The following is a 26,320-nucleotide window of genomic DNA, read 5'->3' on the forward strand; positions in this document are numbered from 1 at the left end:
CAGGATGTTTAGACAACCATCATTGATTTGCACGCCCAAACCAATCATCTTAACAATCAACACAATAAGACCTCACATGAACACAAAATACCCCAAGCTTATTCTAAGTTTCGCCCTAACCCTTGCCATCACAGGATGTAGCACGCTTCACAAGCCCAAACAAATCCAATCTAAAATCATCGAAACTCACCGTGCCAATATTACCACCCACTCACAAATCAGTGCTGTGGCAAGTGGCATCTTACTATCATCGGGTCTTAGTCAAGATGAGTGTATGAGTGCCTTTGATGACTGTCTAGATAAGGTCAAAGAAGTACTTGCCTTTGGCAATCCACAGATTACCATCAATAATCAACAACATATTGCCAAACCGACCCTCGCCCTACTCGCTGAACTATACTATGCCAAAGCCCTAGACCTTGACAAACAAGATGCTTGTCAAAACCCCATCCGCCCCCCACTAGACCCCTATTATGCCAACGCCCCACTATCTGACAGTGAACAGGCTGACAAACAAAGACAACGCCATGCCTGCTTATCTGGCAGGCGAGATGCCATCAAATCAAGTATTAACCACAGCTATGCCTATTTATTCTATGACAGTCTGACAGGACAGCAGACCACATCGCCTTTGGTTAGTGAAAGCGATATCAAGGCTCAGGATTTGTATCACGTGGCAAGCAATGCCTTAATTGGCGAACTGTACAAAACCCAAGATGGCATCTTTGACAATACTCATCAGCAAGACCATGGTCTTAGTCCAACCAATAACCATGGTCATATTCTTGTCAATAGCCATCATAGCGATGATATGACCGTCAATCTCTACCTTGCCAAAGACCCCAGCTACATGGCAATTTTAGGCGAACATTCACACCAACAGGATTTACTCTCTGATTTGGTCTCAGCTTATGATTCACGTTTAGCAGACCTAAATACCACCAGCAGCCGAGCAGGTTTGGGTGTGCCTTATGTGAGTGTACTGTCCCAACGCCCAATGATTACCCTAAGAGAGCTGATCAGTCAAAACCAATCTGCCAACTCATCCAACCTACCAACTCATATCACCGATACAAACACCAACCCAAGCATTGATAATATCAAAGCAAACAACCCCCTACTCAGTCAGAACCTTGACAGCATCGCCAGTCGCATTCACCCCATCGGACACATACTGCTGACAGGTGTGGTCAAGCCCCAAGGCACACAGTTATCTGATGTGCTCTCTACAAACGTGCTGGATGTGCATTTTTTTAACCCTTATAAGACCAAAAATATTGAGATTTTGGGTAAAAATTACCCCCTATCAGCAAACTTCTCAGCAGGTTACGCCCTATGGCTTGGCGAGAATCAATTGCAAGGTGTGAGTATTTTAAACATGCTCAACAAAAACACCGCCAGTCTGCCCCAACTGTTCATGTTAAAACCTTATGACCCCAATCAAAAGGTCATCATCATGATACATGGTCTGGCATCTAGCCCTGCCACATGGGTCAATCTCACCAACAATCTCTTTGGCGACCCCATCATACGTGATAATTATCAAGTATGGCAAATATTCTACGCCACCAACCTGCCCATGCTTGAAAACCGTCATCAAATCCATAAAATCATCACTGCCGCCTACGCACTCACCGACCCCAATGGTACACACCCTGCCAGTCGCCACAGCGTGATTATCGGACATAGCATGGGAGGCATCATGGCACGCATGCTCGTCTCTGATGATGATTTGTTGCCCAGACTAAATGATTTGGACAAATTAGATGATTTGGTAGGCATCAAACAGCCAAATAATGGCTTAGACAACTTAGGTCATGGTTTAAATGATGGCTCAAATCACATTTTAGACGGCTTAGATAGTGATAATCACCCAAACAAACCTACCATCAGCCAAACTCACTCCCATCATAACAGTCATGATAATGCCATGGTAGACCAGCTGACAAAGAGCACTTACTCAGAATATTTCAACAACCGCTTTACCCTGCATGCCCTACCACAGGTTGATACAGCAGTGTTCATCTCCGCCCCTTTTGCTGGTACGGATTATGCTGATCGCTGGTTTAGTCGCTTTGCCCGCCGTGTCGTACGCCTGCCCGTAGACATCACCAAAACCGTAACAGGTGCTATCACAAACAGCGGGCAGATGGACAGTACCGAGCTTCAAAACAGCACCATCGGTTCACTGTACTTACAAAATGGGCCAAGCCAACTGTCCGACCAATCCGCCTTCATCAGACTCACCAAAGAGCTTAGCATTAATGACAATGTCATCTATCATACCATCATGGGAGACCGTGCTGGTAATGCTCAGAATGTGCAAGGCAATTTGGTTGGACAAAATTTTTCTGATGGCATTGTTCCCTATGACAGTTCTCATTTGGATGGAGCGTTTAGCGAAACAGTCATCACAGGCGGACATAGTATTCATGAAAACCCCAAAACCATTTTACAATTACGTAAAATCCTACACGAGCATCTGGCACGTCACGGCAATCATAAGATAACAGATGTGGCAAATGACGAAAAAGACGAGCAAGACAGGAAAGATGGGCAAGATAAAGAAAGTGGGAAATCCACAACAGATGATATTAACGAAAAAAGCATTAAAGAAGAGATAAACGCCAATCTCAATTAATATGGCAAGTTTTTGATGATTGGGAGTTTTTTTGAGACATAAGGGCAAATCATGTTTGTCCTTGATGGATTGCTGATATAACGTTAAAAATGGCGTTTATTTTACAAACCAATCAAACACCCAAAGCCCTACGCCATCACTGTCCACCGCCCCAATCACCGCTTGCACTTTGTCATCGATATACCGCCAATCGCCAAGTACCATGCGTTTTTTACCGCCCAATTTATGAACATTGGGGCGGTGTGTGTGTCCGTGTAGCAGAATGTTGCATGTTTTTATGGCTTGATTGACCGCTTGTGTGTTTACATCCATGATGGCGGTGGATTTTTGGTGTTTGTGGGATTTGGTTTTGATTTTGATTGTTTGGGCGAGGCGTTGGCGATAAGCTAGGGGCTGTTTTAAAACCAGCCAAGAGATGACAGGGTTTTGGATGATTTTTCGGTAACGCTGATACGCCTTATCATCGGTACATAGCCTGTCGCCATGTTCTAGGCGGATAGTTATGCCATTTAAAAGTGTTAAAAAATGCGGTTCTTTGATAAGTATGCCATTAAAGGTATCGCACAGGCTTTGGCGGATGGTAAAATCTCTGTTGCCGTGCATGACATAAATGGTGGTTGTTGTAGATAGGGTTTTTAAGGCATTTAAAATGGGCGTTAAAAAATGCCGTGCTTTTTTGTCATCGGATAAGGTCAAATAATCATCATCGCCAATCCAACCGTCCAGCCAATCGCCCAAGATATAAAGGCTTTGCAAATTTGGCAAAACGGACAAATCTTGCACCAACGCCAAAAATGCCTCATTTAGGGCAGGCGTATCACTTGACAAATGCAAATCACTGACAAATACCGCATTAATGTCATGGGGGCGAGTGGTTAAAAGATGGTCAAATCGTTGCATAGCAAAGCTTTATAAATGATAAAAAAGGGCGAACATGATTCGCCCCTACAACCAAAATAACTTAGGTTAATTATTGGCTGATTATTTGGAAATCACTTTGGCGGAGTTAATCACAACTGGCGTGGTCGGTACGTCTGCATGATGACCATAACGCCCTGTCGCCACGCCTTTGATTTGGTTGACCACGTCCATGCCGTCTGTAACCTTACCAAAGACTGCATAGCCCCAGCCTTGTGGTGTTGGGCTGGTGTAGTTCAAAAAGTCGTTATTTTTGACGTTGATAAAAAATTGGGCAGTCGCTGAATGTGGGTCTGATGTACGTGCCATGGCGATGGTGCCAACGTCATTTTTTAGACCATTATCCGCTTCATTTTTGATGGGTGTGCCTGTACGTTTTTCATTCATCTTACTGTCCATGCCACCGCCTTGTATCATAAAGCCGTCAATCACACGATGAAAAACCGTGCCGTCATAATGACCGCTTTCAACATAATCAAGGAAGTTTGCCACCGTAACAGGGGCTTTTTGGGCATCAAGTTCAATGACAATCGCACCGTGTGTGGTATCAAATTCTACAATGGGCATGTCCATAGGAACTCCTTTAAATTCAAATTAAAAAAAGATGGCATAGTATAGCATAAAATCACCAACATTTTGACAAATAACACAAAAAACAACAAAAGCATGCAAAAGAGCATCAGACAGTTAGGGAGCAGACTTTTAAAAATCATCGTAAATTCAATCAATCATCCAAAAATCTCATTTATTTTTTGCCACTTATGGAATTTTTATTTTGTCAATTTACATAAAAATTATGCTAAAATAATAAAATTTACGCTTTTAGATTTTTAAATACTTTTAGATTTTTAAATAATGGAAAAACCCATGACCGATTTACCTGAAAAAAACGACTTTATCCGCCAAATCATCCGTGATGACCTAGCAAGTGGTAAGCATGACAGCATCTTGACCCGTTTTCCTCCTGAACCAAACGGCTATTTGCACATCGGACACGTCAAATCTATTTGTCTAAATTTTGGTGTGGCACAAGAATTTAATGGGGCGTGCAACCTGCGTTTTGATGACACCAACCCCATCGCTGAAAATCAAGATTATGTAGATAGTATCAAGGCAGACGTGGCATGGTTGGGTTTTGACTGGGCAGCAGAGGTGCGTTATACCTCGCATTATTTTGACAAATTATATCAGTGGGCGGTAAAACTCATCAAACAAGGCGATGCCTATGTAGATTTGCAAACGCCTGACGAGATTCGTGAACATCGTGGTGGTTTTGGCAAGCCATCTGTGGAATCGCCACAACGTAACGTCAGCATCGATGAAAATCTGTCCCGTTTTGACGACATGAAAAACGGTAAATACAAAGAAGGCGAGGCGGTACTGCGTGCCAAAATTGACATGAATCACACTAACATAAACATGAGAGACCCTGTCATCTATCGTATCATGCACGCAAACCACCATCAAACAGGCGATACATGGTGCATTTATCCCATGTATGACTACGCTCACCCCTTGTCAGATGCCCATGAGGGAATTACGCATTCTATCTGTACGCTTGAATTTGAAGACCATCGCCCTTTTTATGATTGGCTGGTAGAAAAAGTGGGCTTTGATGTACCACCCAGACAATACGAATTTAGTCGCCTAAACATTGACCATACATTGACGTCTAAACGTAAATTAAAACGCCTTGTGGATATGGGTGTGGTATCAGGTTGGGATGATCCACGCATGCCAACCATTGCAGGCATGAGAAGACGTGGCTATCCTGCCGAGGGTTTGCGTGATTTTTGTGAACGTATTGGCGTGTCTAAGGCGGACGGTGTGGTAGATTTTCGCCAATTAGAATTTAGCATCAGAAGCGTACTAGAAAATACCGCCAATCGTGGCATGGCAGTGCTAAATCCATTAAAAGTTACCATCAAAAATTTTGATGAAGCGGTGGTTGATTTTGAAAAACTTAAAAAAGACACGGTCAAAGCTCGCTTAGATGATGGCGTATTGTGGCTTACTCAGCCCAAACACCCCCAAGCGGATCATGGTGAACGTGAGATTCCCTTTACCAGAACCATCTATATTGATAAATCTGATTTTAAAATCACACCTCCAAACGGTTATAAACGCCTATCACCCCAAAACCCCGAAATCCGCCTGCGTAACAGCTATGTATTAAAAGTTGAAGAATACATCACAGACGATGCAGGTGAGGTGGTAGAACTCATCGCCAGCATTGACCCCAAAACACTGGGCAACAACCCAGAAGGACGTAAGGTCAAAGGCGTGATTCACTGGGTATCGGCAAGTCATGGTGTGCCTGCTACCGTGCGACTGTATGAGCATTTGCTCCTTGAAGATGATGAGATATCCGATGAACATTTTGCCAGCATTAAAACAGCAAATCCAGATGCTGATGATGACGCATTATGGGTACTCACCCATGTCAATCCCAATTCCATCAAGGTTATCAATGCCATTGTAGAGCCGTCATTGGCACAGGCACAAGGCGATGACAAGTTCCAATTTGAACGTGAAAGCTACTTTGTGGCGGACAGCGTGGAGCATAGCACCGATAAACCTGTGTTTAATCAGATTGTGGGATTAAAAGACGGATTTAAATAATGTTTAGCAATTTTAAAATTAAACGAAAGCCAAACGTGGTGTTTGGCTTTTTAATTCCATTGCCCAGCTTTTAACTCGTTCATTTTACATTCTCATCACTCGCCTCATAAATGGCAAAAAGCTCATCATCGCTTAGCACCGTCTCAGCAATGGGAAAAAGCTCTCGCTCTTCAAAGCGGATATGGTCATACAACGCATTTGCAAGCTCCTTGACATCGTCGACGCTTGGGTCGGTATTGACAAGTAGGCTCTCAATGTATTCATGCTCATCAAGCATTTGCTTTGCTAATTTAACCGCTTTGTCATCGGATAATTTTGTCAAAATTACATCGGCAAGGCGTGTCCGCTCAATCTCAAAATGCGTGGGAATGGCAACGGTCAGATACTCCACCAAGGCTTGATGGTGGATAAGTTTGTCATCATCGGTGGCGGATTTGCCTTTGTTGGCGATGACCAAGCCTAAATGGTGCTGACGAGATAAGGGCTGTAAGGTAGGATGTCGTTTCATGGGGGCTCCTGTTTGTTAATTAAGTTTTAGGTAGTAGTCTAAAAAGTATGCTGAACTAGGTTTCCCAAGCTCACCACGAACGGTTTTCTTAATAGCATACTTTTTAAACCAGAACCAAATTTTATTATAAAATAAAAAAACCACAAACACTAGGGCGATGTTTGTGGCAAAAACCGAGAAAATGGTTTTTAAAATCAGGCAGGTTACTGCGATGTCTTATGACGGACAATCTGATAACGTCTGCCCAAATACCAAATCGGTGCGGAGATGATGTGGATAAGACGAGTAAATGGCACAAGCAGAATCAGCGTTGTCCCTAAGAACATGTGCAACTTATAAATCAGACCTGCATCCTCTACCAAAGACGCCGCATAAACAGGTCGCAAGATGGCAAGGTTTTGAGCCCAACCTGCAAGCGATACCATCAGTGCTCCATCTTTATGATGTGGATATGAAAAAATCGTACCAAGTCCCATAAGCAACTGCACCAAAATGATAACAAGTAACATTTTATCGCTAAATGTAGACGTATGACTCACCCGTGGGTCGGTAAAACGCCGCCAAATCAGCATAAGCAATCCCACAAGACACATCACACCTGCAATACCGCCTACGATGACTGCAAGGAGTTGTTTTTGGGGAGCGGTGATGATACGTTCATAGACAAAATGGGGGGTTAGCATGCCAAAGAAATGCCCCAACAGTACCACAAGAATGCCAACATGGAATAAGTTGCTCGCCACACGCATTCCCTTATCATTTAGCATTTGGCTTGACCCTGCACGCCATGTATACTGCGACAAGTCAAATCTTGCCCAACATCCCAAAATACATACCGTCAAAGCAATATAAGGATAGATGCCGTATAAAAATATGTGCATCCAGTTTTCCGGGGTTACAGCTGCGATTGCGGTTATCATGATAACACTCCTTGGCTAACGGTTTTATTGGTTTTAAAATCCACCCAATGCACAGGGATTTCGCTCTCATTTTGGGCTTGTCTTGCTAAGGTCTCAGCGATGCGGACATCGGTTTGGCTTGATGGACAACGCTCTTCTTGCTTAGCCGCCAAAAAGTCCACGGCTTCTTCTTCCCATTCCTTATCAATGGCATCAAAAGTTGTATCATCAACTTTTTCTTTGCCCATCTTGGCAAGCTCTTCATCAATGATGGTCAAAGGCTTACCTGCGATTTGTAGTAATGCTTTAAACAGCCCAGCATAGTCGCTGTTCTTGTCCACAAGTCTTGCCCCAAGCAAGGCGATGATATGACTAACATCAGCAATGTCCATGCGAATCTCAATATCATCTGCCATGCCAGCCTTATAAGACAAAAATTCTAAATACATGGGTAAATAGTCAGGCAATTCTTTAACATCAATGGCAAAACCTGCCTGCTCATACTGCCCCATCAAATCAACCATTGCTTGCCCACGGTCTCGGCTCTCACCATGTACGTGTTCAAACAACCAAAGAGACAACGAACGCCCGCGTTCAAACAAGCTGTCATAGACCGATTGGGATTCAATCGCCCCTTTATTTGATAACTCATCAATAAAGGCATTAATTTCATGGCGAACATTGGGACTGATGAGTGTTGATGTTGCCACAATATCCTTGCACGCATTTAAAGTATCATCAGTAAACAGCTCATCAGATGGATAATCCATCAGCAGGCTTATCACTTTTAGTAATTTAAAATCAAGATGATTCATATCACTCTCCACATCAATGCTCCCACGTCTGCACAGTCTCTATCATCTCACGACGATTGGATTTGCGTTGACCGAACATACTGACGTCATTATTACCTGTGCAGCCATTACCAAAGGTAAAACCACAGCCATTTCTGTCAGCAAAAGCATCAGACAATGCCTCTTCACGGTGAGCCGTTGGGATGACAAAACGATCTTCGTAGTTAGCGATTGCCAAATAGCGATACATCTCTTCTACTTGATGTTTGCTTAGACCCACCTCATCGAGAACCGCTTGACTCTCAACCTTATCCACAAGTTGCATGCGTTTATAAGAACGCATGGCAAGCAGACGTTTTAGGGCAAGTTTGATGGGGGCTTCATCGCCTGCTGTCAGCATGTTCGCCAAATATTTGACAGGAATACGCAGGCTATCAACATCAGGGATAAGCCCGTCCATGCCTACTTTGCCCGCTTCGGCGGCGTTTTGGATTGGCGATAGCGGTGGCACATACCATACCATCGGTAAGGTGCGGTATTCTGGATGCAAAGGCAGGGCAAGTTGCCAATCCATTGCCAGTTTGTATACAGGTGATTTTTGGGCGGATTCAATGACGCTCATGGGTACGCCATCTTTTAAAGCTTGCTCAATGACGGCAGGGTCATTGGGGTCTAAGAACACATCAAGCTGGGCTTTGTACAGGTCTTTTTCATTTGGGGTGCTGGCAGCTTCTTTTATTTTATCAGCATCATACAATAGCACACCAAGATAGCGAATACGTCCAACACAGGTCTCAGAGCAGATGGTTGGCTGACCCGATTCAATACGTGGATAGCAGAAAATACATTTTTCAGATTTGCCCGATTTCCAATTATAATAGATTTTCTTATAAGGACAACCTGAGATACACATACGCCAGCCACGGCATTTGTCTTGGTCAATAAGTACAATGCCATCTTCTTCACGCTTATAGATGGCTCCTGATGGGCAAGATGCCACGCACGTTGGGTTTAGGCAGTGTTCACACAAACGTGGCAGATACATCATAAAAGTGTTTTCGTATTCGCCATAAATGTCAGCTTGAATCTGGTCAAAGTTCTTATCGGCACGACGTTTGGCAAATTCAGAACCTAGAATTTCCTCCCAGTTAGGCCCCCATTCAATTTTTTGCATACGCTTACCTGTGATAAGAGAGCGTGGGCGAGCAATGGGCTGATGATCTCCTAGTGGGGCGGTGTGTAGATGCTGATAATCAAAATCAAATGGCTCATAATAATCATCAAGGGTTGGCAGGTCAGGGTTGGCAAAGATATTTGCAAGCACACGGAACTTACCCCCAATTCTTGGGTTGATAGAACCGTTGGCGTTACGAATCCAGCCACCTCGCCATTTTTCTTGGTTCTCCCATTCTTTGGGATAGCCGATACCAGGCTTGGATTCTACGTTGTTAAACCACGCATATTCCATACCCTCACGGCTTGTCCAAACATTTTTGCAAGTAACAGAACAGGTGTGGCAACCGATACATTTATCAAGGTTTAGCACCATGCCAATTTGTGAGCGAATTTTCATAGGTTTCCCCTTATGCCTAGTTCTTATAAATTATTAACATTTAAAGAACATCGGTAGGTCAAAATTTGGTTTAGTTTACCCCTTTTGTCAAAGGCTTACCATGCCACCAAAAGGGATAAACTTAGCGTTTTATCAGCCCAAAGTAGTAGGCAATGGAGCTGGCAGACTGTCATCAGGTTTACCTTCTAGCCAGTCAATATTTGCCATCTTACGCACGACGACAAACTCATCACGGTTACAGCCGACCGTACCATAGTAGTTAAAGCCGTACGCTTGATGAGCATAACCGCCAATCATGTGCGTAGGTTTTAGGATTGCTCGGGTAACTGAGTTGTGAATGCCGCCACGAGTGCCTGAATTTTCAGAACCTGGGATATTAACCAGTTTTTCTTGGGCGTGATACATCATGGTCATGCCCTCTTTGACACGTTGTGAGACAACAGCACGAGCGGTGATGGCACCGTTATGGTTAAAGACCTCAATCCAATCGTTATCTTCAATGCCTGCTTTTTTGGCATCAATCTCACTCATCCACACGATAGGCCCACCACGACCTAAGGTCAGCATCAATAGATTCTCTGAATAAGTACTGTGAATCCCCCATTTTTGATGTGGTGTCAAAAAGTTAAGCACAATCTCTTTGTTGCCGTTGGACTGATAGCGTTTTAACTCGTCTGTGGTTCTGGTGTCAATCGGTGGGCGATACTGCTGTAACTGCTCACCAAATGCCTGCATCCAAGGATGGTCTTGATAGAACTGTTGACGACCTGTGATGGTACGCCAAGGGATGAGTTCATGTACGTTGGTATACCCTGCGTTATAACTCACCTTGTCAGATTCCAGTCCCGACCACGTTGGTGATGAGATGATTTTACGAGGCTGGGCGACAATATCACGAAAACGGATTTTTTCATGTTCGGAGGATTTGGCAAGGTGCGTATGATCTCGCCCTGTGTTACTTGACAAATCCGCCCATGCTTTGACCGCAACATGTCCGTTGGTCTCAGGAGCAAGCATCAGCACGGTCTCAGCAGCATCCACGGCGGTGTTTATGCGTGGGCGACCATAGGCCACGTTATCTTCGGTAACGGTGTAGTTAAGATCACCTAATAGCTTAATCTCTTCTTTGGTATCCCATGTAATGCCTTTTGAGCCATTGCCCAGTTTGTCCATGAGTGTGCCTAGCGATGTAAATTTGGCATAAGTGGATGGATAATCACGTTCCACAACCTTGATGTGTGGGCAGTTTTTGCCAGGAACTGGACGTACGCCTTGGGTCTTCCAGTCGGTACCACCAAAGGGCTGGGCAAGCTCACCCTCGCTATCGTGTTGCATGGGTAGGGTTACAATATCTGTCTCCACACCAAGATGACCAACAGACAACTCGGAGAATTTTTTGGCGATGAGTTTGTAGATTTCCCAGTCTGTCTTAGACTCCCACGCAGGGTCGGTAGCGGCTGTCAAGGGGTGAATAAAAGGGTGCATGTCAGAGGTGTTTAAATCATCTTTTTCATACCATGTGGCGGTTGGTAGTACGATGTCCGAGTACAAGCAAGTGGATGACATTCTAAAATCAAGCGTGGTAACAAGGTCAAGTTTGCCCGTTGCCCCATTTGGTTCAAAGTCAATCTCAGTTGGGCGAATGCCATCATGAATGGTCTCCTCACCCAAAATACCATGCTTGGTGCCTAGCAGGTAATGAAGCATATATTCATGCCCCTTACCTGATGAACCAAGCAAGTTTGAACGCCAAATAAATAGATTACGTGGAAAGTTGGCTGGATTATCAGGCGACTCGGCAGCAAAACGCACTTTGCCACTTGCCAAATTATCCACAACATAACTCTCAATGTCTTGCCCCGACGACTTAGCAAGGCGACCAAGCTCTAAGGGATTCACATTAAGCTGTGGAGCAGATGGCAACCAACCTGCACGCTCGGCACGCACATTATAATCTAGCATGTGTTCAGGAAAATGCGATTTATTGGCATGTGCTGATAAAATGTCATGGGCAGAGACTTTCTCATGTCGCCATTGTGAGCTGTGATTATAAAAAAAGCTCGTGCCATTCATGTGGCGTGGCGGTCTGTGCCAGTCTAGGGCAAAGGCAACAGGTGCCCAACCTGTCTGCGGTCTTAGTTTTTCTTGACCAACATAATGAGACCAACCACCACCTGACTGACCGATACAGCCACAAAGCATCAGCATGTTGATAGCACCACGGTAGTTCATGTCCATGTGATACCAATGGTTTACCCCCGCTCCGATGATGATCATGGATTTGCCATGTGTCTTATCGGCATTTTCAGCAAATTCACGAGCGATTTGGATGACTTTTTCACGGCTGACGCCTGTGATTTTCTCTTGCCAGGCGGGTGTGCCTGCCACGGTTTCATCATTATAATCATCCGTTACATGTTGGTTACCTACGCCATTATCCACACCTAGGCTAGCAAGCATTAAATCAAACACCGTAACCACTTTGACCGTCTTACCATCTGCCAACACCAAAGATTTGCAAGGCACGTTTTTATACTGGATGCTGTCACCTTGGGCTGCGGTAAAGTAAGGATGTTCATCACCGCCAAAGTAATCCATACCAACGGTTGTTATCTCACCTGAGTCTTTTAGAGTTAGGCTTAGGTTTACGTCTGTATTATTTGTACCCTCTTTATTCTCTAAATTCCAACGACCACTCTCACCCCAACGGTAACCAATTGCTCCATAAGGCGACACAAGTTCACCATTATCATTGACGGCGATGGTTTTCCATTCAGGGTTGTTGTCTTGACCTAGGTTATCCACTAAGTCAGATGCACGTAAAAAACGCCCTGCTCGTGCTGACTGCCCTTCACCCTCTACCATGACAAGCATGGGCAAATCGGTATAGCGTTTGGCATAATCGATAAAATAGGCACTTGGATTTTTTAGATAAAATTCCTTGATAATCACATGACAAAACGCCTGTGCCAAAGCTGCATCTGTGCCTTGTTTTGGGTTTAGCCATAGGTCGCACAGTTTGGCAATCTCGGCATAGTCAGGTGTGATGGCAACTGTTTTTGTGCCTTTGTAACGTACTTCGGTAAAAAAGTGAGCATCTGGGGTACGGGTTTGGGGCACGTTTGACCCCCATGCGATGATGTAATCAGAATTATACCAATCGGCAGCCTCTGGCACGTCTGTTTGTTCACCCCATGTCATCGGAGATGCTGGCGGTAAGTCGCAATACCAATCATAAAACGACAAACATACCCCACCGATGAGCGACAGATAGCGAGAACCAGCGGCGTAGCTTATCATACTCATGGCAGGAATGGGTGAAAACCCGATGATGCGGTCAGGGCCAAAGGTCTTAGCGGTATAAATGTTGGAGGCGGCGATAATCTCAACAACCTCATTCCATGATGAACGAACAAAACCCCCCATGCCACGCTTGGATTTATATTGTTCGGTCTTAGCTGGGTCGGTTACGATACTCGCCCATGCATCCACAGGATTTTTGTAAGTTGCTTTGGCCTCACGCCACAGTTTTAACAGAGGCTTACGTACTTTGGGGTATTTGACACGGTTGGCAGAATACATATACCAACTATAAGATGCACCACGAGGGCAACCACGAGGTTCGTGGTTGGGCAAATCTGGGCGAGTGCGTGGGTAGTCGGTTTGCTGAGTCTCCCACGTTACCAGACCATTTTTGACATAGATTTTCCATGAACATGAACCTGTGCAATTCACGCCGTGAGTGGAACGGACAATTTTGTCAAACTGCCAACGACTGCGGTAGCTGTTTTCCCAATCACGGTTTTCATCACGAATCTCACCATGTCCATCAGCGTATTCGCCCGTTTTTTTCTTAAAAAAACGAAATTGATCTAATAAATGGCTCATAAATCCCCCTTGTGGGTTGGCTAAACTTAAAAAGTTTTTGGCTAAATTAATGAGCTTACTATAAAGAAAAGCGTCAAGCTAGGGTATTAACTTGACGGCTAAGGGGATAATACTAAGGGATTACTAACAACTGTCCAAAAATATCTGCTTTGCCCAATAATCCCATCACAGGGTTGTCCCAAACGCCTATGATGGGATTTTATAAACAGGCAAACGTGCTAATTATTCTTGGGTTATGATAATTGTAAAGTTTTGTAGTCATAGACAAACATCACATTAACAAGGATACTGTGCCCCTTTACGACCATAATACCACCATGTAATCATAAGGCAAATCACATAAAAGACGATGAGCATGATAAGCGTACTATTTACCCCAAACCAGCCAAACATCTTAGGGATGAAAAACCCCCCATAAGCAGCAAATGCTCCTGTAAACCCAACCACCGCCGCCGATTCTTTTCTGGCGACATTGATAAGGTCGGGCGAGTTTTTGCGTTCGTGAAGTGTGCGAAAAATGACAGGAATCATGCGAAAGGTTGAACCATTGCCAATGCCTGTGGTGATGAACAACACCATAAAGCAAGCAAAATACCCTGCAAAACTGCCACCTGTGCCATCTTTTGGCAAAAAGACAATCACGCCAACGGTTGCTACTGCCATGACAATGAAGTTAAAAAACGTAACCCTTGCCCCACCCATTTTGTCAGCAAGCCAGCCACCAACAGGACGGAATATCGCTCCCACCAAAGGACCTAAAAAAGCGACTTTCAAGGGGTCAATGTCAGCAAAAGATTGCTTGATGAGCATGGGGAACGCCGCTGAAAAGCCGATAAATGAACCAAAAGTCCCCAAGTACAGTATGCACATGACCCAGTTGTGATAGCGTTTAAAGATGATGGATTGGTCTTTAAAAGATGCTTTGGCAGAAGATAAATCATTCATAAAAAACCATGCCAATATCGCCATCAATGCAATAAAAGGCACCCACACAAAGGCGGCGTTATGCAGATATAAGCTCTTACCGTTGTCAAGTGTAACGCCTGTGCCAATGATTGATAAGCCAATGACCGCAGGGACAACAAATTGCACGGTAGATACGCCCAAATTGCCAAGTCCTGCATTTAGCCCCAAAGCCGTGCCTTGCTTGGATTTGGGATAAAAAAACGAGATGTTGGACATACTAGATGAGAAATTACCCCCACCCAAACCGCACAATAAAGCAATGATGACAAACACGCTAAATGGTGTATTGGGGTTTTGTAGGGCAAATCCCATCCACAGCATGGGGATAAGCAGACTTGCCGTAGACAGAGCCGTCCACCGCCGTCCACCAAATACAGGCACCATAAACGAATAAAAAATTCTCAAAGTCGCCCCTGATAAAGCAGGTAAGGCAGTAAGCCAAAACAACTCATCTTTGCTAAAATTAAAGCCAGCATCAGGCATACGCACAACCACCACCGACCAGATGACCCACACCGCAAAGCCCAGCAACAGAGCAGGGATAGAAATCCACAGATTGCGACTGGCAGTCTGCTTACCGCCATTTTCCCAAAACTGCTCATCCTCAGGTCGCCAGTCGTGAATCACACCTCCGCCGTTTAGTTGGTTTTTTGCACTCATGTTGTCCCCTTAGGGTATGTTAAAATTTTGGTTATTTTAAGGGGAATTGGACAAATTTTCGCTTATCCTAATGATGAATAAAACATGGCGTAAATGCTACTTTGGGGGTATAAAGACAATAAGCAACCAACAAAAGACAGCCATATTATCTCTTTGGATATGTCTTGACATCATCTTTGACCACGTTTTTATTTTTTAAATAATCATCTTAGGTGCTGTGCATGAAAGTTGATATGTTTACCAATGAATGTGGCAATAAAATAATAACTATGGTCATGACCCTCTTGCAAATGATATTGATAGTCCACACCCAATTCATCTGCCATCTGACAGAATAATTCAGGTTTTAGTTGTTCGCTTAAAAACGCATCTTTATCGCCCTGCTCAATCAAAATCGGTAACGTGGGGCGATATTTTGCCAAAAGTGCCACGCTGTCATACGCTTGCCAATCTGCCTTATCATCGCCCAAATACGCACCAAATGCCTTTTGTCCCCACGGAACCTGACTTGGGGCAACAATGGGTGAAAATGCTGAAACACTGGCATAATTTCCTGCATTTTTAAAGGCAATCATCAATGCACCATGCCCACCCATAGAATGCCCAAATATAGACTGTTTGCCATTGGTCGGGAAGTGTTCATTTATCAGGCTTGGCAACTCACCCGCAATATAATCATACATCTGATAATGCTCTGCCCATCTGCCTTGGGTGGCATTGACATAAAATCCCGCCCCTTGCCCCAAATCATAAGCCTCATCATCTGCCACAGTATCGCCACGTGGACTGGTGTCAGGGGCTACGACAATGACATTTTGCTCATCAGCATAACGGGCAAAACCTGATTTGGTGATGAAATTTTGCTCGGTACAAGTCAAGCCCGACAGCCAATACAACACTGGCAAACGCTCGGTCTTGACAGTATCGGGCAAATAAATGGCAAATTTCATCTGGCAATTTAGCACAGTTGATGCGTGCTGCCAAATTTGTTGTTCACCATTAAAAATACGAAAGGTTTCTAGGTGTTTCATGACAATCTCCTTAACTGTTCATCATACTTGCATGGTTTTCATGCTTTCAAGATACGTACGAATGTTAGCCACATAATGCATGCATTGTGCATATCGTCCATTCTTATTGACATTTTGGGCCAGATAGCCATAAAATTCCATCCAACTGTTGCCATCTCGCCCTTTGGCATTAAGCTCGCTTTGAATGCGTTTGACGGCATTAGGGCCCATGTTATAAGATGCCAATACAAACCACAGACGTTCAGACTCTGGCACGTCCATGTAGAGTTTTTCTAACACTTCTAAGTATTTAGCACCGCCTTGGATGCTTTGAATGGCATCGGTACGATTGTTCACGCCCATCGCTTTGGCGGTATCTTGGGTTAGCATCATGAGCCCCTCAACGCCCGTACGTGAGATGGCATTGGGGTCAAGATGTGATTCTTGATAGCTGATGGCAGCCAACACTTGCCAGTCGTGGTTGTGAGCCTTTGCACCACGTTTGAAGGCACTTTCATACAGCGGCAGATGTTGTTTTAGGGCTCTTTTAAAGTGCTTATCACTGTATTCATTTGCCAGTAGCGTTTGGTCATAAAAACGTGCCGTAGAACCTGTGATTGCCATCTCATCAGGGCGACACAAAAAGTCTTTGGCATGCTGTGCTAGAGTGTCATCTTTGGCATGAAACATAAGCGACATATTAGCATTTAGACCATGCTTTGATACTTTTTTTGCTGTATCGTCATTACACGCCAGTCGCACGCCTGCCATGTTCGTCTGTGCCACACCTAGCAGACCATCTGCCTTACCCATTTGTAGAGCGTTTAGAGCCTCTTGTTCGCTGTCATAGACTTTTAGGCTAAGACGAACACCCAATTCATCAGCATAACGATGGACGATGTCATGACCAAAACCATGTTGAATGTCGCCATGATTAAAGATGGTGCTGTCACTTTTGGTTGTTGCCATGACAATCTCACCTTTTTGTATCACACGCTCTAATGTGGACAGCGATGATGTGGATGGGGTTGGTACAAACAAACTTTTGATGAATAAAGCAGATAACCACACTGCCCCCAAACACAATGTCCATTTGGCAAGCATGGCTGTTGTCTTATATTGTGAGATGGTCAGTCTTTGGGCAAATCCATCCAAAGCACCTCGGTGAGATTGCCTGTTCATCTCTGACAGGCACAAGGCAGACTTTTGGATAATAAATGGTCTAAATGTTGTCGTTTTAAAGTTTGGATCAATATTGTTATTGCTTAGTGATGGGTTGTTGGCATAACATGAATAATAAAATCGGTGGTTATTGGTGCGAATGATTTGCATAATATTCTCCTATCTTACCGTCAACACCACACAAACTCAAATCATCGCCGTGTGAGCATGGTGTGGTCGTTGTTTTAGATATTCATCTTATCTATGATGGGCATTCAAGCACTTTCTTAGCCATTACGCTAGGGTTACTTGACATCAACAGACAAGACGCATAAATCATGATAATCTCGCCATCAAACTTAATTTGCTTGCATTCATCCATGATGACAAATTTGACCAATCATCACAGAGGGCATCATCACGCAAAGCCAAACGGTTTAACTAAAATTTTGGCAGTCTTTTCGCAGTGCTTAACCAATCAAATACAAACATATTATGATTGTCTAAGCAGAATAAATAATCAATTAAGGTTAAAAATTAATTTTAGGCCTAATATAGGTAATTTAAGCAGATGTTCAATCATTACATTGTAAAATGGCGATATACGGTATTAATTTAAAGACAGATAGCATAAAATAGCAAATATTCACAAAAAATATCATCATTGTAAAATATTGTAAAATCAATTTTCCTACACTATTTATAAAATAAAAATTACAATACCATTTTATAAACTCATGGGTCATTTTAAAAATTACTATAATAATCAATTAGTTATCATTAATTTATGTCATAAAAATAACCAAAATCAATGATTTATTTTTTAAAATTTTAATCAATCATAAAAAACGATTGTTTATACTTATCAAATGAGAATGGTTTTTGATTGTTGTTGTGTTTTTAAACTGTTATAAGAGGTATCTGCTTTGGGTATTTGCAATGAAAAATGGATTAAAATCATTAAATTGTACTATATTCTATATTTTACAATTCTATATTTTACAATACTGCCATCAGTGCTGGTACGCCCTATTTTACCATGCCTATTTACAAATGACCGACCAGTTTAAAACAGACCTTGCCAAATGACTGATATTTGGTTAAATTTTATCAATGTTTTTAATTTCACATGATTTTAATTTCACATGATTTTAATTTTCACATAAAGTGAAGGCTAATTTTCAATAAAGACCACAAGGACATTGCCATGACCCTATCTTATGCCGCCCCTCTTGATGAGATGCGTTTTGTGTTAAATGATATTTTTGATGCACCAACCTTTTGGCAAAATACCCCTGCCCTGTCTCATGTAGACAGCCAAACGGTGGAGATGATTTTAGATGAAATGGCAAAATTTGCCACATCCACGCTACTGCCCCTAAACCAATTGGGTGATGAAGAAGGGGCAATCTATCTTGGGGATGGGAAAGTTGCCACACCAAAAGGTTTTAGGGAGGCCTTTAAACTCTATGCAGATGCAGGATGGATGGGGCTTGGAGGCGACCCTAATTTTGGTGGTCAAGGCATGCCAAAAATGGTAAGCATGCTTACCGAAGAGATGCTTTTTGCCACAAACCAATCCTTTGCCTTATATCCCAATCTCACCGTTGGAACAACATTGTGCCTGCTTGCCAGTGGCAGTGATGAACAAAAAGCACAGTACTTGCCTAAGCTATACAGTGGTCAGTGGTCAGGGACAATGTGCTTGACCGAATCGCATGCAGGCACAGATTTGGGCATCATTAAAACCAAAGCCATCCCCAATGCTGACGGCTCTTATGCCATTAGTGGTACTAAGATTTTTATCAGTGCAGGCGAACATGACTTGACAGATAACATCATTCATCTGGTACTTGCCAAAACGCCCAATGCCAAAACAGGTTCAAAAGGCATCTCGTTGTTTATTGTGCCAAAATTTTTAATCAATGCAGATGGTACGTTAGGTCAGCGTAATGGTGTGACAGCAGGGTCTATTGAACACAAAATGGGCATCAAAGCGTCCGCCACTTGTGTCATGAATTTTGATAATGCCATAGGTTATATGGTTGGGGAAGAAAATACAGGACTTGCAAGCATGTTTGTCATGATGAACTACGAACGGGTAACGATGGGACTACAAGGGCTTGGAGCAAGTGTACTTGCATACCAAAATGCCTGTGCTTATGCCCATAACCGCTTGCAAGGGCGTGCCGATGGTGGCATCAAAAATACCGAACAACCAGCTGACCCCATCATCCATCACGCAGACGTACGTCGCATGCTCCTAAACGCTAAGGCAAACAGCGTGGCTTCTCGCACCTTTGCCATGTATGTCGCTCGTGAACTTGATACAGCTAAGTTCTCAGACGATGACAATGCCAAAAAGACCGCTTCCGCCAAGGTTGCCCTACTGACCCCGATTGCCAAGGCGTTTTTGACCGACATGGCATTTGGTGCCACCATTGACTGCCAGCAGGTATTTGGCGGACACGGCTACATCCGTGAATGGGGTATGGAACAAATCGTGCGTGATGTCCGTATTAGCCAAATCTACGAAGGCACGAACGGCATTCAAGCCCTTGACCTACTCGGGCGAAAAGTCGTCAAGGACAACGGACGGGCGATGAGTGCGTTTATTGATGAAATCAAAGCATCCGTAAGCACTCTGCCCGATAGCCCATTAAAGAGTGAAACTCTAAGAGCGTGCGATACGGTGACAGACTTGACCGCCGAGCTTATCAAGGTTGCAACTGCCGACCCCAACGCCATTAACGGCTCGGCGGTGGATTATCTGCACACGGTGGGCTATCTGTGCTATGCTTATATGTATGTGCTGACCGTCAAGGCATGTGCGGATAAGGATGGGGATTTTTATGCTGATAAAGTCCGTCTCGCTGACTATTTTACCGCTCGTATCCTGCCACGCCTGCACGCCCATGCGGTCATGGCAAAAAATGGGACAGACAGCATCATGGCATTTGATAAAACATTTTTTGGCTAAACTCATAGCACATCAACCAATCCAACCACTGACACCCAACCGTTAAATGGGCAGATTTTTACAGCTTTTGCTTAGCTTTTGGGTTCGTGTCAAGTTTGGGTTCGTGTCAAGTTAAGTGGTCAGATGGTCATTTTCAAAAATGGCTTAACCTATTTGGTTACCAACTTAGGCATCATCCTTTTATCATATGTTTATCATATTATGATAAAATCTCATGAGTGACATACACGCTTATTGTCCTTTTTGTTGTCTTTTTTCTCGCTGCCAAATTTGGCAAACAATCAACTTTTATGCTTTAACCCTCTGTTGTAAAAATGGTAAAAAACACAGGTTATTTTTAATTATCTTCAAAAATTATGATAAAATAACCAGTTTATCTAAATGCTTATTAAGGACAATCCTTTGCTAGACCATAGCTCTGACTTACGCCATATTTTACAATACATCAGCCTACTCCAAGAGTTACCTGAACCCTCATCTTTAAAACGCTTCATTGATGCACTTAGGGTAACAGAAGATGATGCTGAGGCGGTCAATGCCAAAGTCCGTGAACTCATTGAGATTTTAAAAGAAAATCCTGAATATGGTGCAGGGCTGGCGGCGTTTATTTTACGTTTAACGGACAACTATCAGCGTATCACACTCTATGCAGACACTGGAATCATCTCTGATGACAGTTTTTCGCACAGCATTAACCGTCTGATAGGGCATCGTTTTTTGCCACTGCTGCCCAAAGAGGATTCGGTGGTAGAGCTTGCCCATTATCTGTTTGATGGGGCAACCGATGAAAAATGGCTATCACTCATCACCTCTGAGCATTGGGATGAGCTTGTGGAACTTGTCAAGGTTGATGAGAGTGGGTTAGAACTGGTCGCCAGTGCCAAAAATAGCATTTTAAATGCCTTAGTGATTTTATCCTACCGCATCAGTGGTATTGGACTGCATGCTGAGATGATGGACACTTATCCACAGGTTTTAAATTATACCGCCTCCTTTGTCGCCCAAAACCAAGAGACCGTTCTATTCGTCAATCAATACCGCCAAGCCCACAACTTAGATGCCATGACCGACACCATGCCTGATGTGGATATTGACCCTGCCCCCTTGCTCGTCATGTTAGAACAGTGCAGTGATATTGTGGCAAATATTCGTAAACGTGTGTACAAAACAGGCATTTCTATTCGCATGACCAACATGCTCGTTCGCCTAGAACAAAGCATTCATCGCATGCACATTTTGCTTGAACTAATCTCTGACAAAAACAAAAACCGTGATAAAGCCATTGTAGAGCTAACCCAAGAGATTGTTCGTACCGCCAAAACCCGATACAGTTTTGGTTATCTCATCAAAAATAACACTCGCCTACTGTCTCGTAAAATCACCGAAAACTCAGGTCAAGTGGGTGAACACTACATCAGTACCGACAAACTTGGCTACAAAAAAATGTACAAAAAGGCAGCCATTGGTGGTTTTGTCATCGCATTTATGGCAACCTTAAAAATCCTAGGGGCATCGCTTGTACTTGCACCCATCGGTAAGGCATTCATGAACAGCATGATTTATGGTCTGGGTTTTGTTGGCATTCACATCATAGGGGGAACAGTTGCTACCAAACAGCCTGCCATGACCGCTGCCGCCATCGCATCAACCATCTCCGAAAATGGCAACAAAAAAACCAAACAACTGACCAAACTTGCCGAACTCATCGTTGACATACTAAGAACACAATTCATCGCCATCATGGGCAACATCTCTATCGCCATGCCCATCGCTCTGCTCATCGCCTTTGCTTGGGTACAGTTTTATGGTGAGCCAATGATTAGCACCGAAAAGGCCGCTCACCTGCTTCATGAACTTGACCCTTTGCGTTCACTGTCTTTGCCACACGCTGCCATCGCTGGGGTATTTTTGTTCTTGTCAGGGCTTATCTCAGGTTATTATGACAATCTTGCTGCCTTTAATAAAATCGGTGAGCGGGTCAAACGCCATCGCCTGCTTGCTCGCATCATGCCCCAAAGTTGGCAAAACCGTCTTGGTGGTTTTGTAGAGGCGAACCTTGGGGCGATTATGGGTAACTTTATCTTTGGCTGTTTTTTAGGCAGTACCGCCACCATCGGTTACATGCTTGGATTGCCACTTGACATTCGCCACATCGCTTTTTCATCAGCCAATCTTGTGCATGGATTGTTTTTTTTATCCCCTGCTGATCTGACATGGCAACTGGCATTATATTGCTTTGTTGGTATGATGCTCATTGGTATGGTAAATCTCATCGTCAGTTTCTCACTGTCGCTTATGATTGCCCTGCGTTCTAAGGAGGTAAATTTTAGTCAATGGAAAGGTTTGGGTGAACTGATATTTAAACACCTAATCACACACCCAAAAGACTTTTTCATCCCCAGAAGTGAGACAATCCAATACGCACGCATTGACAGCGAGGGGCGTATTATCTATGATGATGTCGTCAAAGAGACCGCCATTCCTAGTGGTTCGGTTGTTCGTCGTCTGGGCAGTAAAAAAGCCGATCCCCTAAGAGACATCCAAAATGCGGTCAATGTCGCCAAAACTGACCTAAGCCAAGAGGTGCTTGATAAAGTCAAACACGATGACAAACCCATTGAAGCAGGCGAGGTAGGACTTGACATGAACAGTGAAACCAACGCCAAAAACCCGCTACCCAAACCTGACAAACCGCCACAATTACCAAAGTAAACATCATGAAACAAAGTACTGCACTTAACATCTTAAAAACAGGACAAAATGTCTTCTTGACAGGGCAGGCAGGGGCAGGCAAAACCTACGTCCTAAACCAATACATTGACTATCTACGGATACGTGGCATCCCAGTTGCCATCACTGCCAGTACAGGCATCGCCGCTACTCACATGAATGGCATGACAATACACGCATGGTCTGGCATGGGGATTAAAGATGAATTTAATGATGAAGATTTTAAACGCCTAAGACATCGCCAGAGCGTAACCGACCGTCTAAACAGCACCAAAGTACTTATCATTGATGAGATTTCCATGCTCCATGCCAAACAAGTGGATTTGTTGGATGAGATTTTACGCACCATTCGTGATGATGATGCCCCCTTTGGTGGAGTGCAGGTCATTTTCTCGGGTGATTTTTTTCAGCTACCCCCTGTTGGTAACAAAAACCAAAGCAACAAGCAAAAATTTGCTTTTATGGCAAAGGCGTGGAAAACTGCCAATTTTCAAATCTGCTACTTATCAGAACAGCACCGCCAATCAGGGCATGATGAACGTGAACGATTTGGCATGAGTCTAAATGACATCTTAAACCAAATCCGCCATCAAGACGTGGATGCCCTTGCCCAAAACATCTTACTTAGCACCCATCATAACAACATCGGTGAAAACTATATACGTCTGTATACTCATAATGGCAATGTAGACAGCATTAATCAAGAACAGCTTGCCCTGCTAGATGGCGATGCTCACACCTTTGACTGTATTACCTATGGCGATAAAACCTTAATAGACATGCTCACCAAAAACATCAAAGCTGCCCCATCTTTAACTTTAAAAGTTGGGGCTAAGGTCATGTTCGTCAAAAACAACCAAAATCTTAATGTCTCTAACGGTACGATGGGCGAGGTGGTTGATTTTGTTTTGCCACAGGCGAACATGGATGGCGGTGAGAAATTTCTCCATACCATCAAATACCCCATGGTACGACTCAACAGCGGGCGGCTGGTTTGTGCTGAGCCAGATGAATGGGTGATAGAGGACGGTTTGGGCGAGGTTTTGGCAAGTTACCGTCAAATACCCCTTGCTTTGGCATGGGCAATTACCATCCATAAAAGCCAAGGCATGACCTTAGATGCTGCTGAGATTGATTTGTCTCGCACTTTTGAGATGGGGCAAGGCTATGTTGCTCTCTCTCGCCTGCGTTCACTAGATGGCTTAAAACTTTTGGGCATGAATAAAAATAGCCTACTGTTAGATGAATGGGTGTTTCGCATCAATCAACGCCTACTTGACATCGCCCATGAGCAAGCCAAAAAATTCCACACCCTAGATGATGATACGCTAGACAACATTCATAAACAGTTTATCATCGCCTGTGATGGTATTACTGATGATGCCATCATCGCCCGCCAAGAAAAACTTCTACAAAAAATCAAAAATGAGCAAACCCAAAAACACCATATCCATACCAACCAAACTCAGGGAAAATCACCCACTCAGGTTGGCAAAACCTTAGATAAAACCCAAGCCCTCATCAAAGAGGGTCTTAGCCTAGATGAAATAGCACAGAAACGTGAGCTTGCCAAATCTACCATCATCAGCCACATCACTCAGCTCATCGAACGTGATGGCAAAGACGACTACCTGCGTTTTGCCCCCAGTGATGATGAGCTACACGCCATCAAAGCCATCTATGATAAGCTCGACGCCCAAGGCGAATTTGAAGGCGGTGTCAAGCTTAAACCCATCGTGGAGATGAGTGGCAAAGACAACAGTCATTACAACATCGCAAGGTTGGCATTGGCGTTTTTGGACATCCCCAAACACACCAAAACAGACAAGACAGCCAACGCCACAATCCACACCAACAACAAGGATAAACCATGAAACTTCGCCTTGGCATCAACGGTTTTGGACGCATTGGGCGAATGCTACTGCGTGCGTATCTGTCTGGACTCACACAATTTGACCATCTTGATATCATCGCCATCAATGACATTGCAGATGCTCATACATTGCTACATTTATTAAAATTTGACAGCACACACGGTAGATTGGGCGTGGATGCATGGCTACAAGACAATCATTTAATTTTACAAAAAAATGGGCAAACCCTATGCCAAATTGTACTGCTTAATCAAAAAAACCCCACTGATATTGCATGGGGCGAACTTGGTATTGATGTTGTATTAGAATGCACAGGACACTTTCGCTCATATGATGATGCCAGTCTACACCGCCTATCAGGAGCAAAACAGGTTATCATCGGTGCTGCCCCCTTTGACAATGTGGATGCCAGTATCGTCATGGGGGTTAATGATGAGATGCTACATAGGGATTTACCCATCATCTCAGGTGTCTCCTGCACCACCCAAGCCCTAGTCCCCCTACTACACACCTTGCAAGTGTATGGCATAGACAGCGTGATGATGACCGAGATTCATGCTGTTACCGCCGACCAAACGGTGTTAGACCAAGCCCACCGAGACCTAAGACGGGCCCGAGCATCAGGACAAAACATCATCCCAACAACATCAAGCAGCATCAATGCCAGCGTGCGAGTATTGCCGTTTTTACAGGGCAAATTAAATGGTCATTCCATCCGAGTGCCAACGGCAAATGTCGCCTGTATTGACATCACGGTCATCTTTCATACAGACCCCACCCTTGATGACATCAGAGATTTGCTAAGACATACCAGCCAAAACCGTCTGCGTAGAATCATGGATTATACCGACGAACCACTGGTCTCATCTGACTTTATCGGTGATACCCATTCGCTCATCATAGATGGCACAGAGCTCATGCAAGCTCATCGTCAATTTAAAATCCTAGCATGGTATGACAATGAAGTGGGCTATGCCAATCGCTTGCTTGATATGTGTGTAACATTAGGCAAAACCAACTGACCCTACCCCAACCCACCTACAAAATATCCAAAATTACACAACAGTCATATAATCATGGCAATAGTGTGTTATAT

16 protein-coding genes are annotated in these 26,320 nt (G+C 43.9%); 6 read left to right on the plus strand and 10 right to left on the minus strand.

Features of this window, described 5'->3' with window-relative positions:
- Positions 1-76: 76 nt before the first annotated feature.
- Complete coding sequence (locus tag A7456_RS08865; protein ID WP_067009680.1) at positions 77-2,641, plus strand: esterase/lipase family protein; 2,565 nt, start codon at positions 77-79, stop codon at positions 2,639-2,641.
- A 96-nt stretch (positions 2,642-2,737) separates the two neighbouring features.
- Here the strand turns inward: A7456_RS08865 and A7456_RS08870 are convergent, their stop codons facing one another.
- Together A7456_RS08870 and A7456_RS08875 are read right to left on the minus strand one after the other, a co-directional pair.
- On the minus strand, positions 2,738-3,541 hold the full coding sequence (locus tag A7456_RS08870) for a UDP-2,3-diacylglucosamine diphosphatase (RefSeq protein ID WP_067009683.1): 804 nt from the start codon (positions 3,539-3,541) through the stop codon (positions 2,738-2,740).
- 81 nt (positions 3,542-3,622) lie between these two features.
- Positions 3,623-4,132 carry a peptidylprolyl isomerase gene (locus tag A7456_RS08875; RefSeq protein ID WP_066887880.1) on the minus strand — a complete coding sequence of 170 codons (510 nt, stop codon included), beginning with the start codon at positions 4,130-4,132 and terminating at the stop codon, positions 3,623-3,625.
- Positions 4,133-4,426: 294 nt separating this feature from the next.
- On the opposite strand from A7456_RS08875, the gene A7456_RS08880 reads away from it, so the two are divergent.
- On the plus strand, positions 4,427-6,181 hold the full coding sequence (locus tag A7456_RS08880) for a glutamine--tRNA ligase/YqeY domain fusion protein (protein ID WP_067009687.1): 1,755 nt from the start codon (positions 4,427-4,429) through the stop codon (positions 6,179-6,181).
- A 79-nt stretch (positions 6,182-6,260) separates the two neighbouring features.
- Here the strand turns inward: A7456_RS08880 and A7456_RS08885 are convergent, their stop codons facing one another.
- The 8 genes from A7456_RS08885 to A7456_RS08920 form a co-directional block, all read right to left on the minus strand.
- Positions 6,261-6,689: a hemerythrin domain-containing protein gene (locus A7456_RS08885; RefSeq protein WP_067009691.1), complete on the minus strand. Its 429-nt coding sequence runs from the start codon at positions 6,687-6,689 to the stop codon at positions 6,261-6,263.
- A 203-nt stretch (positions 6,690-6,892) separates the two neighbouring features.
- Positions 6,893-7,609, minus strand: a complete 717-nt coding sequence (gene narI / locus A7456_RS08890; protein ID WP_066891175.1) for a respiratory nitrate reductase subunit gamma — start codon at positions 7,607-7,609, stop codon at positions 6,893-6,895.
- Entirely contained in the window at positions 7,606-8,403 is a 798-nt protein-coding gene (gene narJ / locus A7456_RS08895) for a nitrate reductase molybdenum cofactor assembly chaperone (RefSeq protein WP_067009694.1), read from the minus strand. Before narJ ends, narI begins: the two co-directional genes overlap by 4 nt.
- Positions 8,404-8,416: 13 nt before the next feature.
- Positions 8,417-9,955: a nitrate reductase subunit beta gene (gene narH / locus A7456_RS08900; RefSeq protein WP_062499472.1), complete on the minus strand. Its 1,539-nt coding sequence runs from the start codon at positions 9,953-9,955 to the stop codon at positions 8,417-8,419.
- Between the two features lie 132 nt (positions 9,956-10,087).
- Complete coding sequence (locus tag A7456_RS08905; RefSeq protein ID WP_066887899.1) at positions 10,088-13,843, minus strand: nitrate reductase subunit alpha; 3,756 nt, start codon at positions 13,841-13,843, stop codon at positions 10,088-10,090.
- 276 nt (positions 13,844-14,119) lie between these two features.
- Complete coding sequence (locus tag A7456_RS08910; RefSeq protein ID WP_066887902.1) at positions 14,120-15,469, minus strand: NarK family nitrate/nitrite MFS transporter; 1,350 nt, start codon at positions 15,467-15,469, stop codon at positions 14,120-14,122.
- A gap of 203 nt (positions 15,470-15,672) precedes the next feature.
- Complete coding sequence (gene fghA, locus A7456_RS08915; RefSeq protein WP_067009697.1) at positions 15,673-16,500, minus strand: S-formylglutathione hydrolase; 828 nt, start codon at positions 16,498-16,500, stop codon at positions 15,673-15,675.
- A gap of 21 nt (positions 16,501-16,521) precedes the next feature.
- Positions 16,522-17,811 (minus strand): transglycosylase SLT domain-containing protein, encoded by a 1,290-nt coding sequence (locus A7456_RS08920; protein ID WP_082995519.1) that lies wholly within the window; start codon positions 17,809-17,811, stop codon positions 16,522-16,524.
- 1,036 nt (positions 17,812-18,847) lie between these two features.
- Between A7456_RS08920 and A7456_RS08925 the strand changes: the two genes are divergently transcribed.
- From A7456_RS08925 to A7456_RS08940, 4 genes are all read left to right on the plus strand, one after another.
- Complete coding sequence (locus A7456_RS08925; protein ID WP_067009701.1) at positions 18,848-20,620, plus strand: acyl-CoA dehydrogenase C-terminal domain-containing protein; 1,773 nt, start codon at positions 18,848-18,850, stop codon at positions 20,618-20,620.
- A 402-nt stretch (positions 20,621-21,022) separates the two neighbouring features.
- Positions 21,023-23,332 carry a site-specific recombinase gene (locus tag A7456_RS08930; RefSeq protein ID WP_227713240.1) on the plus strand — a complete coding sequence of 770 codons (2,310 nt, stop codon included), beginning with the start codon at positions 21,023-21,025 and terminating at the stop codon, positions 23,330-23,332.
- A 5-nt stretch (positions 23,333-23,337) separates the two neighbouring features.
- Positions 23,338-25,224, plus strand: a complete 1,887-nt coding sequence (locus A7456_RS08935; RefSeq protein WP_067009705.1) for an AAA family ATPase — start codon at positions 23,338-23,340, stop codon at positions 25,222-25,224.
- Positions 25,221-26,246 (plus strand): type I glyceraldehyde-3-phosphate dehydrogenase, encoded by a 1,026-nt coding sequence (locus A7456_RS08940; RefSeq protein WP_067009708.1) that lies wholly within the window; start codon positions 25,221-25,223, stop codon positions 26,244-26,246. The genes A7456_RS08935 and A7456_RS08940 overlap by 4 nt, the downstream gene beginning before the upstream one ends.
- The last annotated feature ends 74 nt before the right edge of the window (positions 26,247-26,320 follow it).

The organism is Moraxella nonliquefaciens (genome assembly GCF_001679005.1).
Taxonomy (GTDB): Bacteria; Pseudomonadota; Gammaproteobacteria; order Pseudomonadales; family Moraxellaceae; genus Moraxella; species Moraxella nonliquefaciens.